At 41.2% G+C, this 18725-nt stretch carries 18 protein-coding genes and 1 pseudogene; 8 read left to right on the top strand and 11 right to left on the bottom strand.

Annotated elements, in window-relative coordinates:
* Positions 1-27 precede the first annotated feature (27 nt).
* The 5 genes from IPP86_15745 to IPP86_15725 form a co-directional block, all read right to left on the bottom strand.
* Positions 28-696 (bottom strand): hypothetical protein, encoded by a 669-nt coding sequence (locus IPP86_15745; protein MBL0139956.1) that lies wholly within the window; start codon positions 694-696, stop codon positions 28-30.
* 70 nt (positions 697-766) lie between these two features.
* Positions 767-2206 carry an HD domain-containing protein gene (locus tag IPP86_15740; GenBank protein MBL0139955.1) on the bottom strand — a complete coding sequence of 480 codons (1440 nt, stop codon included), beginning with the start codon at positions 2204-2206 and terminating at the stop codon, positions 767-769.
* 131 nt (positions 2207-2337) lie between these two features.
* Positions 2338-2910 carry a threonylcarbamoyl-AMP synthase gene (locus IPP86_15735; GenBank protein ID MBL0139954.1) on the bottom strand — a complete coding sequence of 191 codons (573 nt, stop codon included), beginning with the start codon at positions 2908-2910 and terminating at the stop codon, positions 2338-2340.
* A gap of 3 nt (positions 2911-2913) precedes the next feature.
* On the bottom strand, positions 2914-3897 hold the full coding sequence (locus IPP86_15730; protein ID MBL0139953.1) for a glycosyltransferase family 9 protein: 984 nt from the start codon (positions 3895-3897) through the stop codon (positions 2914-2916).
* Positions 3898-3905: 8 nt separating this feature from the next.
* On the bottom strand, positions 3906-4712 hold the full coding sequence (locus IPP86_15725) for a 2,3,4,5-tetrahydropyridine-2,6-dicarboxylate N-succinyltransferase (GenBank protein ID MBL0139952.1): 807 nt from the start codon (positions 4710-4712) through the stop codon (positions 3906-3908).
* A gap of 77 nt (positions 4713-4789) precedes the next feature.
* On the opposite strand from IPP86_15725, the gene ruvX reads away from it, so the two are divergent.
* From ruvX to IPP86_15710, 3 genes are all read left to right on the top strand, one after another.
* Positions 4790-5206 carry a Holliday junction resolvase RuvX gene (ruvX, locus tag IPP86_15720; protein MBL0139951.1) on the top strand — a complete coding sequence of 139 codons (417 nt, stop codon included), beginning with the start codon at positions 4790-4792 and terminating at the stop codon, positions 5204-5206.
* 22 nt (positions 5207-5228) lie between these two features.
* Positions 5229-5783: a peptide deformylase gene (locus IPP86_15715; GenBank protein MBL0139950.1), complete on the top strand. Its 555-nt coding sequence runs from the start codon at positions 5229-5231 to the stop codon at positions 5781-5783.
* Positions 5784-5892: 109 nt separating this feature from the next.
* Positions 5893-6441: a tetratricopeptide repeat protein gene (locus IPP86_15710; GenBank protein MBL0139949.1), complete on the top strand. Its 549-nt coding sequence runs from the start codon at positions 5893-5895 to the stop codon at positions 6439-6441.
* 20 nt (positions 6442-6461) lie between these two features.
* Here the strand turns inward: IPP86_15710 and IPP86_15705 are convergent, their stop codons facing one another.
* Both IPP86_15705 and folP read right to left on the bottom strand, forming a co-directional pair.
* Positions 6462-7262, bottom strand: a complete 801-nt coding sequence (locus IPP86_15705; GenBank protein MBL0139948.1) for a TIGR00159 family protein — start codon at positions 7260-7262, stop codon at positions 6462-6464.
* Between the two features lie 62 nt (positions 7263-7324).
* Entirely contained in the window at positions 7325-8212 is an 888-nt protein-coding gene (folP, locus tag IPP86_15700; GenBank protein ID MBL0139947.1) for a dihydropteroate synthase, read from the bottom strand.
* A gap of 100 nt (positions 8213-8312) precedes the next feature.
* Here folP and IPP86_15695 point away from each other — a divergent pair, with 100 nt between their 5' ends.
* Both IPP86_15695 and IPP86_15690 read left to right on the top strand, forming a co-directional pair.
* Entirely contained in the window at positions 8313-8855 is a 543-nt protein-coding gene (locus IPP86_15695; protein MBL0139946.1) for a DUF1599 domain-containing protein, read from the top strand.
* A gap of 122 nt (positions 8856-8977) precedes the next feature.
* Positions 8978-10096: a DoxX family protein gene (locus tag IPP86_15690; GenBank protein ID MBL0139945.1), complete on the top strand. Its 1119-nt coding sequence runs from the start codon at positions 8978-8980 to the stop codon at positions 10094-10096.
* Between the two features lie 25 nt (positions 10097-10121).
* Here IPP86_15690 and IPP86_15685 read toward each other — a convergent pair.
* The 3 genes and pseudogenes from IPP86_15685 to IPP86_15675 all read right to left on the bottom strand — a co-directional run bounded on the left by IPP86_15685 (position 10122) and on the right by IPP86_15675 (position 12532).
* Positions 10122-10824 (bottom strand): annotated as a pseudogene (locus IPP86_15685) (RluA family pseudouridine synthase).
* Between the two features lie 3 nt (positions 10825-10827).
* Positions 10828-11646 carry a 3-methyl-2-oxobutanoate hydroxymethyltransferase gene (gene panB, locus IPP86_15680; GenBank protein ID MBL0139944.1) on the bottom strand — a complete coding sequence of 273 codons (819 nt, stop codon included), beginning with the start codon at positions 11644-11646 and terminating at the stop codon, positions 10828-10830.
* A gap of 52 nt (positions 11647-11698) precedes the next feature.
* A complete protein-coding gene (locus tag IPP86_15675; GenBank protein ID MBL0139943.1) occupies positions 11699-12532 on the bottom strand; it encodes a hypothetical protein in 834 nt (277 codons plus the stop codon).
* An 85-nt stretch (positions 12533-12617) separates the two neighbouring features.
* Here IPP86_15675 and IPP86_15670 point away from each other — a divergent pair, with 85 nt between their 5' ends.
* The 3 genes from IPP86_15670 to gdhA all read left to right on the top strand — a co-directional run bounded on the left by IPP86_15670 (position 12618) and on the right by gdhA (position 17291).
* Positions 12618-13610, top strand: a complete 993-nt coding sequence (locus IPP86_15670) for a DUF4249 family protein (GenBank protein ID MBL0139942.1) — start codon at positions 12618-12620, stop codon at positions 13608-13610.
* A 144-nt stretch (positions 13611-13754) separates the two neighbouring features.
* Entirely contained in the window at positions 13755-15674 is a 1920-nt protein-coding gene (gene dnaK / locus IPP86_15665; protein ID MBL0139941.1) for a molecular chaperone DnaK, read from the top strand.
* 264 nt (positions 15675-15938) lie between these two features.
* A complete protein-coding gene (gene gdhA, locus IPP86_15660) occupies positions 15939-17291 on the top strand; it encodes an NADP-specific glutamate dehydrogenase (GenBank protein ID MBL0139940.1) in 1353 nt (450 codons plus the stop codon).
* A gap of 71 nt (positions 17292-17362) precedes the next feature.
* On the opposite strand, the gene IPP86_15655 is transcribed toward gdhA, so the two are convergent.
* Positions 17363-18709 (bottom strand): insulinase family protein, encoded by a 1347-nt coding sequence (locus tag IPP86_15655; protein ID MBL0139939.1) that lies wholly within the window; start codon positions 18707-18709, stop codon positions 17363-17365.
* Positions 18710-18725: the final 16 nt, after the last annotated feature.

The raw sequence follows: 18725 nt of genomic DNA, 5'->3' as shown, positions 1-18725 counted from the left end.
GGGTTTGACTTTCATATATTTTTTGAATTAGAAATCGTCATTCTCAGTGGAGCCTTCATCGTCAATCAGGTCTTCATCAGCTGTTTCAAATTCATCTCCTTCCACATCTACATCCGCGGAAGCGGTGAATGTATTGGTGTTTTCTTCACCTTCCGGTAAATCAGCTTCATCTGTACCAAGAACTTCTTCTTCGCGATCGTCATCAACTTCTTCATCATCCAGATCAAGGATGTCGGATTCAGGATCAAAATCTTCAGGCACAGGAAGCACTCCTATTCCGGTGCCACCATATTGTTTCGGAGCTTCACCATGGGTGCGTACGCAGGCAGGATATGAAACCAGCGGATCCGCCTGAGGTACGATCTTAATCAATTCAATGTGAAAAGTCCAGTTTCCCAGCAGATCAAAAACATAATAAATCTTTTGGTGAGGATCCGCAATGAAATCACACAAACGTGAACTGTTCATCAAAGGAACAGGTGTTTCTTCTTCGCTGAGTTCTCTGGAAGTGATTTCTTTGCCTTTTTTCCAGTTGTCATCACTCATATAGAAGGATGCCGGTTTTGAAGCATCAAATCCAATGGATTGATGAATTGCATGATGAAAGTCAGCAAATGTCTGCGTAGGACGAATTTCAATGTCTCTGGAGACATCGTCGTGATCTTCGAATGTAACGCGAAAGCGATAGAGTGCCATGATGGATAATGATTCCGAATTCAAAAATAGAAAGAAAAATAATTCATAAGCCAGCTCCGGCCAAATTATATTACTTTTTATTATTTGAAGAAATTAGTAAATTGTTTATGCATTTCAGGCCCAGTTCCTGGCCTTTTTTAAGCATGAATGTATATGCTTCTTCGTAATCATTCCTGATTTCTCCTTCCAGAATGGCTTCACGAATGGCGTTTTTTATTATCCCAACTTCTTTTCCCGGCTTCAGATTAAATGTTTCCATGATGTGTTCTCCCATCACCGGCGGTTGCCAGTTCCTGATCCTGTCCTTTTCTTCCACCTCCTTCAACTTATCCTGAACCACCTGAAAGTTGTCTTTGTATTTTCTGATTTTGTATTCGTTCTTGGTAGTAACATCAGCTTTACACAATTGCATCAGGGAATCAATGTCGTCACCGGCGTCGAAAAGCAAACGACGGATGGCTGAGTCGGTAACGTGTTCCTGAGCAAGAACGATAGGACGAAGATGTAATTGTACCATCTTCTCAACAAATTTCATTTTTTCATTCAGCGGCAATTTGAATTGACGAAAGATATGTTTAACCATTCTGGCGCCTTTGTCTTCATGACCATGGAAAGTCCATCCGTGTTCCGGCTCAAAACGTTTGGTTGCCGGTTTAGCAATGTCATGTAATATAGCTGCCCAACGAAGCCAAAGATCATCGGAAACCTTTGCTACATTATCGAGTACTTCTAATGTGTGGTAAAAATTATCCTTGTGACCTTTCCCATTCACGTATTCAACGCCATGAAGGAGACAAAATTGCGGGAAGATGATTTCCAGGAGACCTGTCTTGAAGAGAAGATCAAATCCTTTGGACGGTTTGGCGGATAGAATAATTTTATTCAATTCCTCTGTGATTCTCTCTGAAGAAACGATTTTAATACGTTCCTGATTCCGTTTGATCGCCCTCAGTTCGCGTGGATTAATGGTGAAGTTGAGCTGACTGGCAAAACGAATCGCGCGCATCATGCGCAGGGGATCATCCGAAAATGTAAGGTCAGGATCAAGTGGTGTACGGATGATATGATCATGTAAATCCTGTACACCATTAAATGGATCCACCAATTCACCAAAATTAGATTCCGTCAGGTGAATAGCCATTGCATTGATCGTGAAATCACGTCGCTTCTGATCATCTTCGAGCGATCCGGTTTCAACAATCGGCTTGCGTGAATCGAGCCTGTAAGATTCTTTTCGGGCACCGACAAACTCCAGTTCCAGATCTTCGAAACGAATCATGGCTGTACCAAAGTTTTTGAAATAATTTACATGAACATGATCGCCGAGTCTCTTTGCCACTGACTTGGCAAGATCAATACCGCTGCCTAAAACGACAATATCAATATCCTTGGATTCTCTTTTTAAAAAAATATCTCTTACATAGCCGCCAACAACAAAAGCCTCAACTCCAAGTTGAGATGCTTCTTCCGCAAGGATGGAAAAAATGGGGTGTTGGAGGTGTTTTTTCATGCTGAATGCGACCGAAGGCAGGTGAGGATTTATTCCTTGAAGCCTGTCAGGGAGCAAAATTAAAGGCTGCAAAAATAGCTCTTTGAAAGCACACGCGAAAGGGATTTTCTGCTGTAAGGCAGGAGGGAAGCTTACTTCCTGAGGAATTCGAATTGCCCGTTATTTCTCAGACGAATGATGGAAGATGGTTTGTTCCGGTTCTTTTCCTGTCTTTTCCAGTCAACTACATAGTCAACACCGTTGAGAATACTTTCGTTGATTTCGTCAAATGTTGTCGGGTATGCTTCCCCGCTGAAATTAGCCGAAGTTGAAACGATCGGCTTTCTGAGGCGCTCAGTGAGCATTTTACAGAATTCATCCCGTGTTACCCGAAACGCAATGCTTCCATCCTCTGCAATCAGGTTGTCCGGAAGGTTTTTTGCCTTTTCATAAACGATTGTCAGGGGATTCTCCGCATATTCTATGAGAGACCAGGCTTGCTCCGGAACCCTTTCAATGTACCTGTCAAGTCGATTTTCGTTGTCAACCAATAGAATCATGGATTTGGATTCGGAACGTTTTTTCAATTTGTAAATTTTTTCAACCGCTTCAGCATTGGTGGCATCACACCCGATTCCCCAGATGGTATCTGTTGGATAAAGTATAATGCCTCCTTGTTTCAGAATGGCCAAAGCGTTTTTAACCTCTGTGTGTATATCAGACATGGTTTATCTCAGTTGTTCAATTTCGATGGTTGTGGCGCATTGAAAATGGCCTTGCGGACATTTTTTAAAACCATGCAATCCACAGGGTCTGCACGATAAATTAACTCTAGTTTCGACTACTGTTGAATTATCCGATAAAGGACCAAAGCCAAATGCAGGAATGGTAGAACAGTAAATTGCTGTAACAGGAGCATTCATCGCGCTGGCCATATGCAGCGGGGCAGAGTCATTCACATAGTTCATGCTTGCTCCCCGGATCAATGCAGCGGATTGAAGAAAGCTCAATTGACCCGCGAGATTATTGATGCCTTGTATCCCGGAACCGGCAATAATTTCGTTGCACAATTCAACTTCGGCAGGAGATCCCAGCAGGAAGATATTTTTATCAGGAAATTTTGAATGGAAGGATTGAATAAATTCTATCCATTTTGACTTTGGAAATGTTTTTGTAAACCAAACCGAGCCGGGAGCAATACAGATGTAATCTGTTCCCTGATATTTTTTTACGCTTCCGTAATCTTCAGGAGAAGGATATAACTTTGGTTTAACGGCTGCTGTAGAGTTGAAATACCGGATCAGTTCCTGATTCCTTTCAATTTCATGTTTTCCGTTTCCGATTTTATGCGGAGCCTTGTGAGTGAAGAAAAACGATAAGGGATTTTTGTCGAAACCACTGGTAATTGCTGCTCCGCTGCCTATAGTGAGCAAACCGGAACTGGCGAAGCGTTGCAGATTGATAACATCGGAATATTTTTCTTTTCGAATCAATCTCATCATCCCGATCAGATTCCTGAACTTATTTTCCTTCTTGTTCCAAACAAGAATTTTATTGATACAATTATTGTTGTTTAGCAGGGATTCATTTCCCTTTCTTACCAATACATCAATTTCAGATTCAGGAAAAATCGAATGAATTTTTTCGACCAGTGCTGTCGCTAAAATAACATCACCGGTAAAAGCGGTTTGTATGACCAAAAATTTTCGCATTGGCAGAATTAAACGGCTACATTGTATTCTCTCAATGCATCATTCAATGAGGTTTTGGTATCGGTACTTTCTTTTCTTTTCCCGATGATTAAAGCACAGGGAACCTGAAATTCTCCCGCAGGAAATTTTTTGGTATAAGAACCGGGAATAACTACCGATCTGGAGGGAACAAATCCCTTATGTTCTATGGGAGATGCACCGCTGACATCAATAATTTTAGTGGACATGGTAAGCACCACATTAGCACCAAGTACAGCTTCCTTTTCAACCCTGACGCCTTCAACCACAATACATCTTGACCCGATGAAACAGTTGTCTTCAATAATGACAGGAGCTGCCTGAACCGGTTCCAGAACACCTCCAATACCAACACCTCCGGATAAATGAACATGTTTTCCTATCTGGGCACAAGAACCTACTGTTGCCCAGGTGTCTACCATTGTATTTTCATCCACATAAGCCCCAATATTCACATAGGAAGGCATAAGAATTACTCCTTTGGCCAAAAAGGAGCCATAACGGGCAATACCATGAGGAACAACACGCACTCCAAGCTGGGAATAACCTGATTTAAGCTTCATTTTATCGTGAAACTCCATCGGCCCGGCATGAAGAGTTTCCATACCCTGAATCGGGAAATAGAGGATTACTGCCTTTTTTACCCAATCATTCACTTTCCAGGATTCACCTTCTTTCTGAGCAACCCGAATTGTACCCTTGTCAAGCTGCTCAATAACATCCCGAATAGCTTGTTGGGTACTCTGATCCTTAAGGAGTTCCCTGTTTTGCCAGGCATTTTCAATGATTTCTCGCATAGTGAATGAATTACAGGACAAAGAAAAACTACCCGGCTCAAACTACCAACTTCAAACTTCAATTATATTTGCAAAGGATGGCAAGGATTTTAGCGATTGATTATGGTACTAAAAGAGTTGGACTGGCGGTTACAGATCCCGGTCAGATCATAGCGACTGCTCTGGATACTGTACATTCTAAAGACATAATCACCTATTTGAAAGCTTATCTTTCCCGGGAACAGGTGGAAAGTTTTGTTGTTGGAGAACCGCGGCAAATGAACAATTCAGCATCTGAAATTACTCCTCAGGTCGAACAGTTTATCCGTATGTTGAAAAAAGAATTTCCTGATATTCCTGTGTATCGTATGGATGAAAGATTCACATCCAAAATGGCCAGTCAGGCGCTTCTTATGAGCGGTTTGAAGAAAAAAGACCGACAGGATAAAGGTTTGGTGGATCGCACCAGCGCGGTTATTATCCTCCAATCCTACATGGAATCAAGAAACCACTAAATTAAAACGTATATTCAGGAATATGATTTTCCCAATTATTGCATATGGCGACCCGATTCTGAAAACCAGAGCCAAGGAAATCACCAAAGATTATCCCGGCCTCAAAGAATTGATCGCAAACATGTATGAAACGATGTATGACAGTCGGGGAGTAGGGCTCGCCGCTCCGCAAATCGGGCTTTCCATCCGGCTCTTTATAACCGACGGAGCTCCCTTTGAAGAGGAAGAAGTAGAGGATTTTAAAGAAGTTTTTATAAATCCTGTCATACACGAGGAAGAAGGTCATTTATGGAAATTTAACGAAGGCTGTTTGAGCATTCCGCACATCAGGGAAGATGTCCAGCGCAAACCGATAGTGCACATTGAATACTATAATGCCGACTGGAAATTGAAAAAAACAACTTTTTCAGGCCTTTCAGCAAGGATTATTCAACATGAATACGACCATTTGGAAGGAGTATTGTTCACCGACAGAATCTCACCTCTTAGAAGGAGACTGCTGAAAAATAAACTAAATGACATCACAAGGGGAGATGTCGAAGTAGATTACAAAATGAAATTTCCCCTGAGAAAATAAAAGACAGAAAAATAATTTTTATGGAATAAAACAATTTTCTTATATTCATGCCAGTCAGAAATGACTTGTTCTCAGTAACCATCGGGGGGGGGGCTTAAAGAGGATAAGTATGAAATACAAATTCATTTGTATCATTATAGCAGCATGCTGTACAATGATATTTTTCGATTCCTGCAAATCAGGAAAGCAGGACCTGGTTGATAAAATCAAATCAGGCGAAGAGAAACTATTTTCTGATTCCACTTTACAGTTGAATGATTCAGTAGCAAGAACTGTCCTGACAAATTATCTTGATTTTACAAAAAAGTTTCCGGACGATACCATCGCTCCTGAACTGCTTTTTAAAGCGGCTGATCTGAGTAATGGATTGCAACAACCACAAAAAGCAATTGAATTGTACGGTGAATTTATCAGCAAATATCCTAAGAACCCGAAAGTAGCAGCTGCAGTTTTTATGCAGGCATTCCTGTATGAAACAGTGTTAGATGAAAAAGAAAAAGCAAAAGCAAAATACGAAGAGTTTATTAGATCCTATCCTGAGCATCCCCTCGTAAGTTCTGCAAAAGCTTCATTTGATCAGATCAATTCGGGTATGTCGGATGAACAACTCATTAAAATGTTTGAGCAAAAACAGGATAGTGCAAACAAAGGGATGTGATTCCTGAAATCGGTTTCTTTTTAATCTCCGAAATCTTCTCGAAGCGATTTTTCAAGCTCATCAAGAGAAATATTCACCTGGATCTGTCCTTCTTTAGCGATAGAAATTTCTCCGGTCTCCTCAGAGACTGTAATAGCGATCGCGTCACTTTGTTCTGTAATTCCAACAGCTGCTCTGTGGCGCATTCCCAGATGTGCAGGTAATTCTACGTTTTCAGTGACAGGTAAAACACAGCGGGCAGCTTTGATTTTATTATTTACAATAATAATTGCACCATCGTGCATCGGCGAATTTTTAAAAAAAATACTTTCTATCAGCCGCTGGGATATTTCAGCATCCATGATGTCCCCTGTGTTGGAGTAATATTTCAACTCTGATGACTTTGCAAGTACAATAATAGCACCTGTTTTGTCCTTCGACATTTGTCTGCATGCCTTCAGAATAGCGGAGATATCCAGCGGAGGATTCTTGGTCATCTGCCAGTTCCAGGGAAGAATTTGCCGTGTAAAGGTGTTTTTGGATAAAATATTATTGGTTCCCAAAACAATTAAAAATCGTCTGACTTCCTGCTGAAACACAATGATCAGGGCAATGAATCCAAGACTGATAAACTGACCCAGAATAGTACCCAATAAATCCATATTAAGGATTTTCACACAGATCCAATACAGAGCATACACAGTCAGTAAACCGATAAAAATATTTATTGCCACACCACCCCGAAGGAGGTTGTAAAGTTTGTACAACAAAAAAGTCACAATAGCGATATCAATCAGATCGATTAATCTGACAGACAAAAATCCTATGTGAAATAAATCCATTAGTGTTGTGTAATGAAGAACTACGAAGTTCGCCAAAAAATATTAAAATTGATAAGCCCTTCTCAGGACTTTTGCACACGCTTGTATTCAGTAATTAATGCTCTTGTTTCAGCAGCTTCTTTTATATCATGAACCCGCAGGATGGATGCGCCCTGTAACAATGCAATTGTATTGAGTACAGTAGTCCCGTTCAGCGCGGCCTCATTAGGAACTTTAAGAACCTTCGTGATCATTGATTTCCTGGATAGTCCGGCCATGACAGGATAGCCTGTCATACGAAAAAGGGAAAGATTCGACAGGAGAGAATAATTGTGCTCTGTTGTTTTCCCAAATCCAAAACCCGGATCCAAAACAATGTCACGAACACCGGCTGATTTCAGCTGAGCAATTTTTGTTACAAAAAAATCCATTACTTCATTCACTACATTGGTATAAGCCGGTTCCAATTGCATTGTTGCCGGATTGCCCTGCATGTGCATCAGGATATAAGGAGCATTGTGGCGTGCCGCAACTCCCATTATTTTTTCGTCAAAAGATCCGGCTGAAATATCATTGACAATGGAAACGCCTTCAGAGAGCGCTTTGTCAGCAACATCAGCATAGAAAGTATCAATTGAAAGGATAGCGGAGGGAAATTCTTTTACAATCGCTTTTACAGCATTGCCAACACGTCCCCATTCATCGGCTGAGCTGATTCTTGCAGCCCCTGGACGGGTTGATTGTCCGCCAATATCAAGGATGTCAGCACCTTCTTTGAGCATTTCTGAGGCCCTTGTGATCGATTCTTTTTCAGTAAGATAGCGCCCTCCATCATGAAAAGAATCAGGGGTGACATTGAGGATCCCCATGATCTTTGGTGTTGATAAATCGAAGAGGCTTCCAGAGCAGTTCAAACTGTTGTGAACCTGAAAGTGTGTATCTTCGCCAGCGAATTTATTTTGTATTTCCATTCATTTAATTCATTGATACAAAGGCTCGGAAGAGAATTTGTATACAGATAATCATTCTTACATGTCTTTTGAAAACCAGACATCATTTCCGGAAATTCCTATGGCTTCGCATACTTCATCACAATACGATTCAGTCATAAACCGCTGTAAAGATATCTTTCTTAAAAAAATGAAAGATTACGGTACAGCCTGGCGTATTCTCCGGGTTAGTTCCATTACTGACCAAATATTTATTAAGGCCCAGCGCATCAGGAGTATTGAAGAGAAAGGTACACAAAAAGTTGATGAAGGTGTCGACTCCGAGTTTGTGGGAATCATTAATTATTGTGTAATCGCCCTGATCCAGATAGAGATGGGGAGTGAAAGCAATCTCGAGATGCCTGAATCCGAAGTTGTCAGCCATTTTGAAAAACACGTCCTTGAATCCAAGCGACTGATGGAGGACAAAAATCACGATTATGGTGAAGCCTGGAGGGGAATGCGTACCAGCTCCATGACCGATCTGATCCTCATGAAATTATTGCGAATTAAACAGATTGAAGATAATCAGGGGGAAACACTGATCAGTGAAGGGGTAGGGGCTAATTATTATGACATTATTAATTATGCAGTCTTTGCTCTTATTAAACTGGGCGAAGCGTAATTAATTTCCGGAAAAGACTTCTTTCACAAAACCATCATATGAATTGATTTTTTTTGCATCATTCATCTATAAGCCGACTGTAACCGATCAAGATTGTTTAATACTTATTCATTGAATCAGATATGAAAATCATCGCTCAGATTTCCCGTATTTTTGTAGGTATCCTGTTCATTATTTCGGGGTTTATTAAAGCCAACGATCCGCTTGGATTCTCCTACAAGCTGAATGAATATTTTGAAGTCTTTCATATGCCATGGTTGTCCACCATTTCTTTGTGGCTTGCAATCGGCATTTGCGCATTTGAAATTGGATTGGGAATTGCATTATTACTTGGTGCACGAATGATTCTTACAGCATGGTCCATGCTGCTCATGATCATCTTTTTCACATTCCTCACCTTTTATTCCTGGTACTTTGATGTGGTAAAAGATTGCGGTTGTTTTGGTGACGCTTTGCACCTCACACCTTTCCAATCTTTCATGAAGGATATCATCTTGTTCATCCTGATTATGTTTATTTTTCTTAAACGAAAAGAAATCAAACCACTCTTCGGTGATAAGAGTTCTACTTACCTCGCATATTTTGGATTTATCGCGTCCTTCTCTTTTTCGATGTATTGCTACTGGCATTTACCGATTATTGATTTCAGACCTTACGCTGTTGGAAAAAGTATTCCTGACGGAATGAAACTTCCGCCGAATGCGAAAACAGACAGTGTTGTCATGTTGTTCGTTTATGAAAAAGACGGTAAACAAATGGAACTTTCCATGGATCAATTGAAAGAAATTGACAGCACTTATAAATTTATCGACAGAAAAGATAAAGTCATTCGTGAAGGAGATAAACCTCCGATCCATGATTTTACTATTACATCCACCGATGGTACTGATGTCACTGCGGATGTTTTGCAGATGAAACAAGTGTTTTTGCTTGTTGCCTATGAAATCAATCACACGGATAAATCCGTCCAGGGTAAAGTGAATGATTTTGTGGCACTCTGTCAGAAAGACGGTGTTGAATTTATCGGACTTACCGCTTCTGCACCAAAAGAAGTGGATGCTTTCCGTCACGAACATAATTCCATGTTCGAATATTATTTCACGGACGCGACTACTCTTAAAACAATGATTCGTTCAAATCCCGGAATCATGCTACTGAAAAATGGTAAGGTGGAAGCCATGTGGCACTACAATGATTTCCCAACTTATGATCTGGTAAAATCAAAGTATCTCAGTAAATAATCCGGGAAGAAGGAGGGGAGACGGATTATTTTGCACTTTCAGGCCCGATAGATTTTTCGAAAAAATTCCAGATCACTTCATCCGGAACAGACGCTGTTAAACGGATTTCTTCTCCTTTGACAGGATGAATAAACTGTATGGACCGTGCATGCAAATGAATGCTGCCATCCTCATTCGTTCTGTCAAAACCGTATTTGATATCACCTTTTAATAGGACAGCCCATCGTGGATAACTGAACCCTGATCTGGTGATGCCGCCCTGTATGCGGATTGATTTCAAGCAAAAAATAATTATCAGATTTGCCAAGGACTTTATAATCCAGCCAGGAGCGTTGGGAATTTTTTATTTCTTTATCGTAGGCCTTGCTTTTGTTTCGGGCTTCGTCTTTTATCAGGTAATGAATCAAACTGCCCTGATCTGAGGGTGGTTTGTTCTTGACAACTGCCCAATAGGTTTTTTGAATTTTCTTTTCCCTGAAAAGTTCATTCATTCGTGCAAGCGCCTTACTCGTACGGGCAAAGATCACAATTCCACTTACAGGTCTGTCGATACGATGCACTACTCCCAGGAAAACTTCTCCGGGTTTTTCATACTTGACTTTGATGTATTCTTTCACCAGATCCCCCAAAGGGGCGTCTCCGGTTTTATCACCCTGAACCAATTGGCCCGGTAATTTATTGACAACAATAAGATGATTGTCTTCAAATAAGACTTCGAGTTTTTGCATTAATTAGTATTGTTCCTTTTCATTTGGGAAATCCCTGCTCTTCACATCGGCGATGTAATTTTGAGTCGCCGCTTTTATTTCTTCATACAAACTGGCATATCTTCTGAGAAATCTCGGGTGAAATTCATGATTGATACCCAACATATCATGAAGCACGAGTACTTGTCCGTCAACACCTCCTCCGGCGCCTATTCCAATGATAGGGATTTTTACTTCCTGTGCGACTTTGGTGGCCAGCTGCGCGGGAATTTTTTCAAGTACAATCGCGAAACATCCTGATTCTGCAAGCAGGTGCGCGTCTTCCATCAAACGTTGCGCCTCAGCTTCTTCTTTAGCGCGAACTACGTAAGTGCCGAATTTATAAATTGATTGTGGCGTAAGACCTAGATGTCCCATCACAGGTACTCCGGCGGATAAAATCCTTTCAATGGAATCCTTTACTTCACGTCCGCCTTCAAGTTTCACGGCATGTGCTCCGGATTCTTTCATGATACGAATCGATGAATTCAAAGCTTCTTTTGAGTTTCCCTGATAACTTCCAAAGGGCAAATCCACAACAACAAGTGCCCGTTTTACGGCTCTCACTACGGAAGAAGCATGATAAATCATTTGATCGAGTGTAATCGGAAGCGTGGTTTCGTGACCGGCCATCACATTGGATGCAGAATCACCAACCAGCAAAACGTCAATCCCGGCATCATCAAGAATTCTGGCAAGGGAATAATCATATGCTGTGAGCATGCTGATTTTCTCACCTCTTTTCTTCATTTCCTGAAGCGTATGCGTCGTTACTTTACGATCTTCTCCTTTGGCAGTTGACATATGATTTGCTTTTTAAGAGGTGAATGAAATAATATAGGATCTTCGAAAAAGTTTATTCGAGATGTTTGGATTTTGTCGCGTTTTTCTCCTTCAGTATTTTCATTTCTTTTTTGATCTGAGTCAGAGAGTCTTTTAGCATTTGATTTTCGGAACGTACAGTACTTAGTTCTTCTCTGAGACGGCTTTTCACTTCTTCGCAGGAGGAATTCTCATTCGGGATCTTATCCACTGAGTTTCCCGGCCCAAACACTGTAAAATTTGTAACCCGGATATTTGAAGCTGGTCCGACATTGATTCCGACTTTTCCGGATTTGTAAGCCAGTTCAGTAAATGAAAACAGGTAGTGTTGATTGATGTAAATATCATAATTCCGGTTGGAGCATCTGATTTGAATCAGGTTCGATTCGTTTTTTGGAGAAATAGAAGTCGAACTTACCCAGCCACTGTTTTTGTTATCCCCTGTGAGCAATCTGTAATTCACTCCGACCAGTTGTTTTAAGCGGTATTGTTGCTGACTGTTGAATTCAAAAACAAAAGCACCCGTTCCGTCTTCCTGAGCCATAAAAATTACACCTGCTGCGGATTCTTTCAGATCGGATTTTTCGAGTGTCATCCTCACGGCGATTTCAAAGGAAGGGATGGTGATTTTATAATTACTAAAAACAGAATATGCGGATTCTATATTCTTTCTTTTGAGAAGATATTCTCCATCCTGTATCAGGAAAAGGTTGTCGGCATTGGATTGTATTTTCCAATTCCCGGCATCTGAAGAAAAATTATCAGAATAGACTGCCTCATTATAGGTTTCCTTAACAAATTGTGCCCTGACCGGATGCACAAAGAGCAATAGTCCAAGGAGGAATGAAGAGAGATAGGTCCGGGTCATTTTTTTGTCAAATGATACTTATTCAGAAGCATCAAAGCTACAAATTCCTGTAAAGTTGAGGGAAAAAAAATTAGCTTTGTGGCGCATGAAAAAACTGATAATTTTCATTCTCACCCTCAGTGGGATATTCACTTCCTGTTCAACAGATTTCGAAATCAATGCTCCTTATAAGGAGACTATGGTTATTTATGGATTATTGAACACCCTGGATACAGCGCAATACATCCGTATCAGCAAAGCCTATCTTGGAGAAGGAAATGCATTGATCATGGCTCAAGAACCTGATTCAATCAATTATGCCGATATTCTGGATGTGAAAATGGAAAGAATATTAGACGGAGTTTTGTTGGAGACTTTTCCCTTGAATCGTACAGATACAATTCCCAAGGATGATGGCATTTTCGCGGCTCCATATCAGGTATATTACCGGACAAATCATCCGATAGCCGATGATGGCAGTCAATATCGGTTGATCGTTAAAAACAACAATACAGGCAATACAGCCACTTCATTAACCCGTATAGTCGGTGACGTATTTCAGGATTCTCCCATTGCAACCAATGTGGACTTCTCCACCCGTTTTTACATCACTGTCCGATTCACACCCGGAGATAATTCAAAGGTTTCTGATATGGTCATTCGTTTCCATTACACAGAAACGGATACTCTTGGTAATACGAGTCAACATTTTGTGGATTGGAATTTCCCTGAGCAATCCTATTCCAATGCCGCAGCTACAGAGGTAGAATTCAAATACTTCCGTCCCGACTTTTTTGAGCTTCTCGGAAATAAGATTCCTCATACTCCTGGTGTTGTGAGAAGAATAGATAATTTGCCTCCAGGCTATTTACCTATCGAATTCCGTTTTATTGTAGGCTCTGAGGATCTTTACACCTATGAACAATTGACGAACCCGGGAAGCGGCGTCGTTCAGGACAGGCCTTTATTTACGACCGTTGAAAATGGGGTTGGACTTTTCACCAGCCGCCTGATACACTCTGAATTCAGGAACCTTTCAGTGAACACAATTAGCGCTTTAGACACGAGCGAATTCACCCGGGATCTGAATTTTCAGTAGACTGGAAATGCCTCTTTGTCATTGGTTTTTTGCATAAATTAGGCCTTTTCTCCAGACCTGACATTTTTACTTCATTATTGTCAGTGGCATAATGATTGACCACCGCGGTTAACCAAACGCAAAATCAACAAAAACAATAATAAAATGAGAAAAGTAATAGGCATTGACCTGGGAACTACAAACTCCTGCGTAGCAGTGATGGAAGGTAACGAACCGGTTGTAATTCCAAACAGTGAAGGAAGAAGAACTACTCCGTCCATCGTGGCTTTCCTGGATAACGGTGAAAGAAAAGTGGGTGATCCTGCAAAACGTCAGGCCATCACAAATCCGAGGAATACTGTTTTTTCCATCAAGCGCTTTATGGGAGAAACTTTTGACCGTACGCAGAAGGAAAAAGACAGAGTTCCTTATGAAGTCGTAAAAGGCGACAACAATACTCCCCGTGTAAAAATTACAGATCGTTTATACACACCACAGGAAATATCAGCCATCATTCTTCAGAAAATGAAGAAGACTGCTGAAGACTATCTGGGTTATGAAGTATCGGAAGCTGTTATCACAGTTCCTGCTTATTTCAATGACAGCCAGCGTCAGGCAACAAAAGAAGCAGGTGAAGTAGCAGGCTTAAAAGTGCTGCGAATCATCAATGAACCAACAGCTGCTTCATTGGCTTATGGTCTCGATAAAAAGAATAAGGACGAAAAAATCGCTGTGTTCGATTTGGGTGGAGGAACATTTGATATCTCAGTACTCGAATTGGGTGACGGAGTATTCGAGGTGAAATCCACAAATGGTGACACCCACCTTGGTGGTGATGATTTCGATCAGAAAATTATCGATTGGCTTGCTGATGAATTCAAGAAAGATGAAGGAATCGATCTGCGTCGCGATCCAATGGCATTGCAACGTTTGAAAGAAGCTGCTGAGAAAGCAAAAATCGAATTGTCAAGTTCGACTCAGACAGAAATCAATCTTCCGTACATCATGCCGGTTGATGGAATTCCAAAACACCTTGTTAAATCACTTTCGCGTTCAAAATTTGAACAACTGTGTGATGACCTGATTCAACGTACCCTTGAGCCATGTAAGAAAGCGCTGAAAGATGCCGGAATGAACCCTTCAGAAATTGACGAAGTGATTCTTGTCGGTGGTTCTACACGTATCCCTGCAATTCAACAATTGGTAGAGAAATTCTTTGGGAAAGCTCCTCACAAAGGAGTGAATCCGGATGAAGTGGTTGCTATCGGTGCGGCGATTCAGGGCGCGGTACTTACCGGTGAAGTGAAAGATGTATTGCTGTTGGACGTAACTCCTCTTTCTCTTGGTATCGAAACCATGGGTGGAGTAATGACACGCCTGATCGAATCCAATACAACCATTCCAACAAAGAAGAGCGAAGTATTCTCAACAGCGTCTGATAACCAGCCGTCCGTTGAAATACACGTCCTTCAAGGCGAGCGCCCAATGGCGAAAGACAATCGTACCATCGGCCGTTTTCACCTCGATGGAATTCCACCGGCACCTCGCGGTATTCCGCAAATCGAAGTCATCTTTGATATCGATGCCAATGGTATCCTTCATGTAACTGCAAAAGACAAGGCAACAGGTAAATCTCAGAACATTCGTATTGAAGCTTCTTCCGGTTTGAGTGATGAAGAAATCAAGAAAATGAAAGCGGAAGCGGAAGCGAATGCTGAGACCGACAGAAAAGCAAAAGAGGAAGTTGAAAAACTCAACCAGGCCGATACATTGATTTTCCAAACGGAAAAACAATTGAAGGATTATGGCGATAAACTTTCCGCTGATAAAAAGGAAACCATCCAGAAAGCTTTGAGCGAGCTTAAAGACGCGCACAAAGAAAAGGATCTTCTGAAAGTAGATACAGCGCTGGCTTCACTGAATGCCGCATGGCAGGCTGCTTCTGAAGAAATGTATAAAGCCACTCAGAATGCCGGCGGTGCCGCTGAACAATCTGGCACAAACCAGGATGGAAATGCCCAGGCTAAAGGCGATGGGGAAGTAACCGATGTGGATTTTGAAGAAGTAAAAGAAGACAAGAAGTAATTTTCTTCTGATGTATGTGAGCGGAGAACAAGTAATTGTTCTCCGCTTTTTTTTGCCTTATCATGTGTCGTTTTCTCAAGAATAAAGATTAGTAATTCAGGCTTATACACGGCTTTTCAAATGAAGTTCATTCATTTTTTTTGAGCTTTAATCTGCTGATAGTCAATAGTAAGCGGAAAGCCTCATAAGTGCAGGGCTTTGGTCATATACATACGATGTATTTTTTTCTATTTTTCACCCTCTTTTAAATTATAATCTAAAACTATGAGCAAGTTTCAAAAAGAAATTGATGCCTTCATGCAGAAGGTGAAAACAAAGAATCCGGGTGAAACTGAATTTCATCAGGCAGTTCACGAAGTAGCAGAATCAGTTATTCCATTTATTGAAGATCATCCCCAATACAAATCAGCAAAAATACTCGAACGTATTGCTGAGCCTGAACGTGTGGTGATGTTCCGTGTTCCCTGGGTCGATGATAAAGGAGAATTCCAGATAAACCGTGGTTTCCGGATTCAGATGAACAGTGCAATTGGTCCATACAAAGGTGGTTTGAGATTTCACCCATCTGTGTATTTAGGAATCCTGAAATTTCTTGCGTTCGAGCAGGTATTTAAAAATTCACTTACATCTCTGCCAATGGGTGGAGGTAAGGGTGGCAGTGACTTTGATCCGAAAGGAAAATCAGATAATGAAGTGATGAGTTTTTGTCAAAGCTTCATGACTGAACTTTATCGTCACATCGGTGCGGATGTGGATGTACCCGCAGGTGATATCGGAGTAGGTGGAAGAGAAGTTGGTTTCCTTTTCGGACAATACAAACGATTGAGTTCACAGTTTACCGGTGTCCTCACGGGTAAAGGCATTCAATTCGGAGGTAGTTTGATCCGCCCTGAAGCAACCGGATACGGTTGTGTTTATTTTGTACAGGAAATGCTATCCACCAAGAAAAGCAGTTTGAAAGGAAAGAAAGTTGTAATCAGTGGCTCAGGAAACGTAGCTCAATATGCGGCTGAGAAAGTGATTCAACTCGGCGGGAAAGTGCTTACAATGAGCGATTCTGATGGATACATCTTTGACAAAGATGGCATCGATTTGAAAAAACTCGAATGGATCATGGATCTGAAAAACGTGAAGCGCGGACGTATCAAAGATTATACGAAGAAATTCAAAAGCGGATCCTATGTGAGCGGAAAAACTCCTTGGGGTGTAAAGTGCGATATCGCTCTTCCTTGCGCCACACAAAATGAACTGGGTGGAGAAGATGCTAAAATGCTCGCTGCAAACGGATGCATGGCAGTTGCGGAAGGAGCCAATATGCCTTCCACACCTGAAGCTGTTGAAGTGATGCAGAAAAAAGGCATCATGTTCGCTCCGGGAAAAGCATCCAATGCGGGTGGAGTAGCAGTATCAGGATTGGAGATGAGTCAGAACTCACTCCGACTTTCCTGGACACGCGAAGAAGTGGATCTGCGTTTGCATGGAATTATGAAAACCATCCATGAAACCTGCGCCAAATATGGTGTAGAAAAAGGTGGTCATATCAATTACGTAAAAGGAGCAAATATCGGCGGATTTGTAAAAGTTGCTGACGCAATGATTGCTCAGGGATTGGTTTAATTTTTACAAATATTTCAAAAAAAAACGGCACCTCTTCAGGTGCCGTTTTTTTTGTCATTTAATGACTTTATTTAATTCAATGGTGCTAAAAATAATTTTTCATCGGCAAGAGATGTATCTCCAAGATAAATCCACTGGATGCTTGTTGAGTATTTTCTGAATGCAGAGTTGATATCATCTAATGTCAGATTGTTAACTTTATCCAGAACACTCATGGCTTCTTTCCAGCTGCTGAGGTTTTCATTGTTTCCAAGCATACCCGTTAAAGCGCTATTCGTTTCGAGATTCATGTAGAAACCTGTGAGATATCCTTCTTTTTTGTTCTTCAGTTCAGATTCAGTAAAACCTTCTTTCCGGATTTTTTTCAACTCATCTGTCATCACTTGCACAGCTGTCACCGGATCAGTGGTGGAAACATAAATGCCTGTGTACGCGTTTTTATTCGCTGCAAGGAATGCATAGGGAGCATAGGATAAATTTCTCTTTGTTCTGATTTCTACAAACAGTCGATCACTCAGAATACGAGTCGCGATTTTCATGGCTGTCCAATCCGGTGAGCCCGGATCCGGTGCATTGAGAATTCCCTGGATGTAGTTTGTCGCAAGTTTTCTATCCTCCTTGTATAATGTGGATTTACTGAAGTCGGGTTTACTTTCTGTTTTCGCGACAGGAGCCGGCCCTGACTGGATCCCTTTCAGTTGTCCGATTTTTGTCCGGAGGTCTTCCTCTGTTACATTCCCGACCACAACGATATAAAGCTTGTTCTTTTCAACAAGGCTCGCATAATATTTCTTGATGCCATCAAGTGTCATCTTTTTAATGGAAGCTTCGCTGCCTTGTACCATCGTGTTGTAACGTGTTGATTTGAACACTTCACGATAAACGAGCAGGTTTAAGTATCCATCCGGATCACTTTCTATTTGTTTGATATTGCTCAGTGCTTCTTCCTTTTTGTTGTTGAAAGTGGTTTCGTCAAATGCAGGGTGGAGGAGCATGTCGGAAAAAATGTCCCAACTTTCGTTCCAATGACTTTTAAGGCAATTGAGAGCAACGGAGCTTTCATCCTCATTGCTTCCTGTCGTGATGGAACTTCCATAGGAATCGAGTAATGAATTGAATTTATCCTTTGGATATTTCGCGGTTCCGGATTCTGCAAGAACATTCATGGTCAATTGTTCAATGCCTTCCTGTTCTTTGGAATAATTGGCTGTGCCGCCACGAACATAGAGAGCCACACTGATGATGTCCTTTGTAGAAGGTTTGCTAATCACTTTTATACCATCTACCATGTATTCTTTCACACCGAAGTCTTGCTTTTTAAGTGTGCGCTTTTTAATTTCCTGTTGTTGAGCACTTGCTGTAAACGCGAACCAACAGGAAAATAAAAGCAGGAGCGAGGTTATCTGTAGTTTTTTCATTTTCTGTTTTTGTTTT

It is taken from the genome of Bacteroidota bacterium (genome assembly GCA_016720935.1).
Classification (GTDB): domain Bacteria; phylum Bacteroidota; class Bacteroidia; order AKYH767-A; family 2013-40CM-41-45; genus JADKJP01.
This window is presented reverse-complemented; position numbering and strand designations above follow the sequence as displayed.

Coding starts and splice junctions, on each gene's coding strand:
- IPP86_15745 (MBL0139956.1), bottom strand. CDS start 696: ATGGCACTCTATCGCTTTCGCGTTACATTCGAAGATCACGACGATGTC.
- IPP86_15740 (MBL0139955.1), bottom strand. CDS start 2,206: ATGAAAAAACACCTCCAACACCCCATTTTTTCCATCCTTGCGGAAGAA.
- IPP86_15735 (MBL0139954.1), bottom strand. CDS start 2,910: ATGTCTGATATACACACAGAGGTTAAAAACGCTTTGGCCATTCTGAAA.
- IPP86_15730 (MBL0139953.1), bottom strand. CDS start 3,897: ATGCGAAAATTTTTGGTCATACAAACCGCTTTTACCGGTGATGTTATT.
- IPP86_15725 (MBL0139952.1), bottom strand. CDS start 4,712: ATGCGAGAAATCATTGAAAATGCCTGGCAAAACAGGGAACTCCTTAAG.
- ruvX (MBL0139951.1), top strand. CDS start 4,790: ATGGCAAGGATTTTAGCGATTGATTATGGTACTAAAAGAGTTGGACTG.
- IPP86_15715 (MBL0139950.1), top strand. CDS start 5,229: ATGATTTTCCCAATTATTGCATATGGCGACCCGATTCTGAAAACCAGA.
- IPP86_15710 (MBL0139949.1), top strand. CDS start 5,893: ATGAAATACAAATTCATTTGTATCATTATAGCAGCATGCTGTACAATG.
- IPP86_15705 (MBL0139948.1), bottom strand. CDS start 7,262: ATGGATTTATTTCACATAGGATTTTTGTCTGTCAGATTAATCGATCTG.
- folP (MBL0139947.1), bottom strand. CDS start 8,212: ATGGAAATACAAAATAAATTCGCTGGCGAAGATACACACTTTCAGGTT.
- IPP86_15695 (MBL0139946.1), top strand. CDS start 8,313: ATGGCTTCGCATACTTCATCACAATACGATTCAGTCATAAACCGCTGT.
- IPP86_15690 (MBL0139945.1), top strand. CDS start 8,978: ATGAAAATCATCGCTCAGATTTCCCGTATTTTTGTAGGTATCCTGTTC.
- panB (MBL0139944.1), bottom strand. CDS start 11,646: ATGTCAACTGCCAAAGGAGAAGATCGTAAAGTAACGACGCATACGCTT.
- IPP86_15675 (MBL0139943.1), bottom strand. CDS start 12,532: ATGACCCGGACCTATCTCTCTTCATTCCTCCTTGGACTATTGCTCTTT.
- IPP86_15670 (MBL0139942.1), top strand. CDS start 12,618: ATGAAAAAACTGATAATTTTCATTCTCACCCTCAGTGGGATATTCACT.
- dnaK (MBL0139941.1), top strand. CDS start 13,755: ATGAGAAAAGTAATAGGCATTGACCTGGGAACTACAAACTCCTGCGTA.
- gdhA (MBL0139940.1), top strand. CDS start 15,939: ATGAGCAAGTTTCAAAAAGAAATTGATGCCTTCATGCAGAAGGTGAAA.
- IPP86_15655 (MBL0139939.1), bottom strand. CDS start 18,709: ATGAAAAAACTACAGATAACCTCGCTCCTGCTTTTATTTTCCTGTTGG.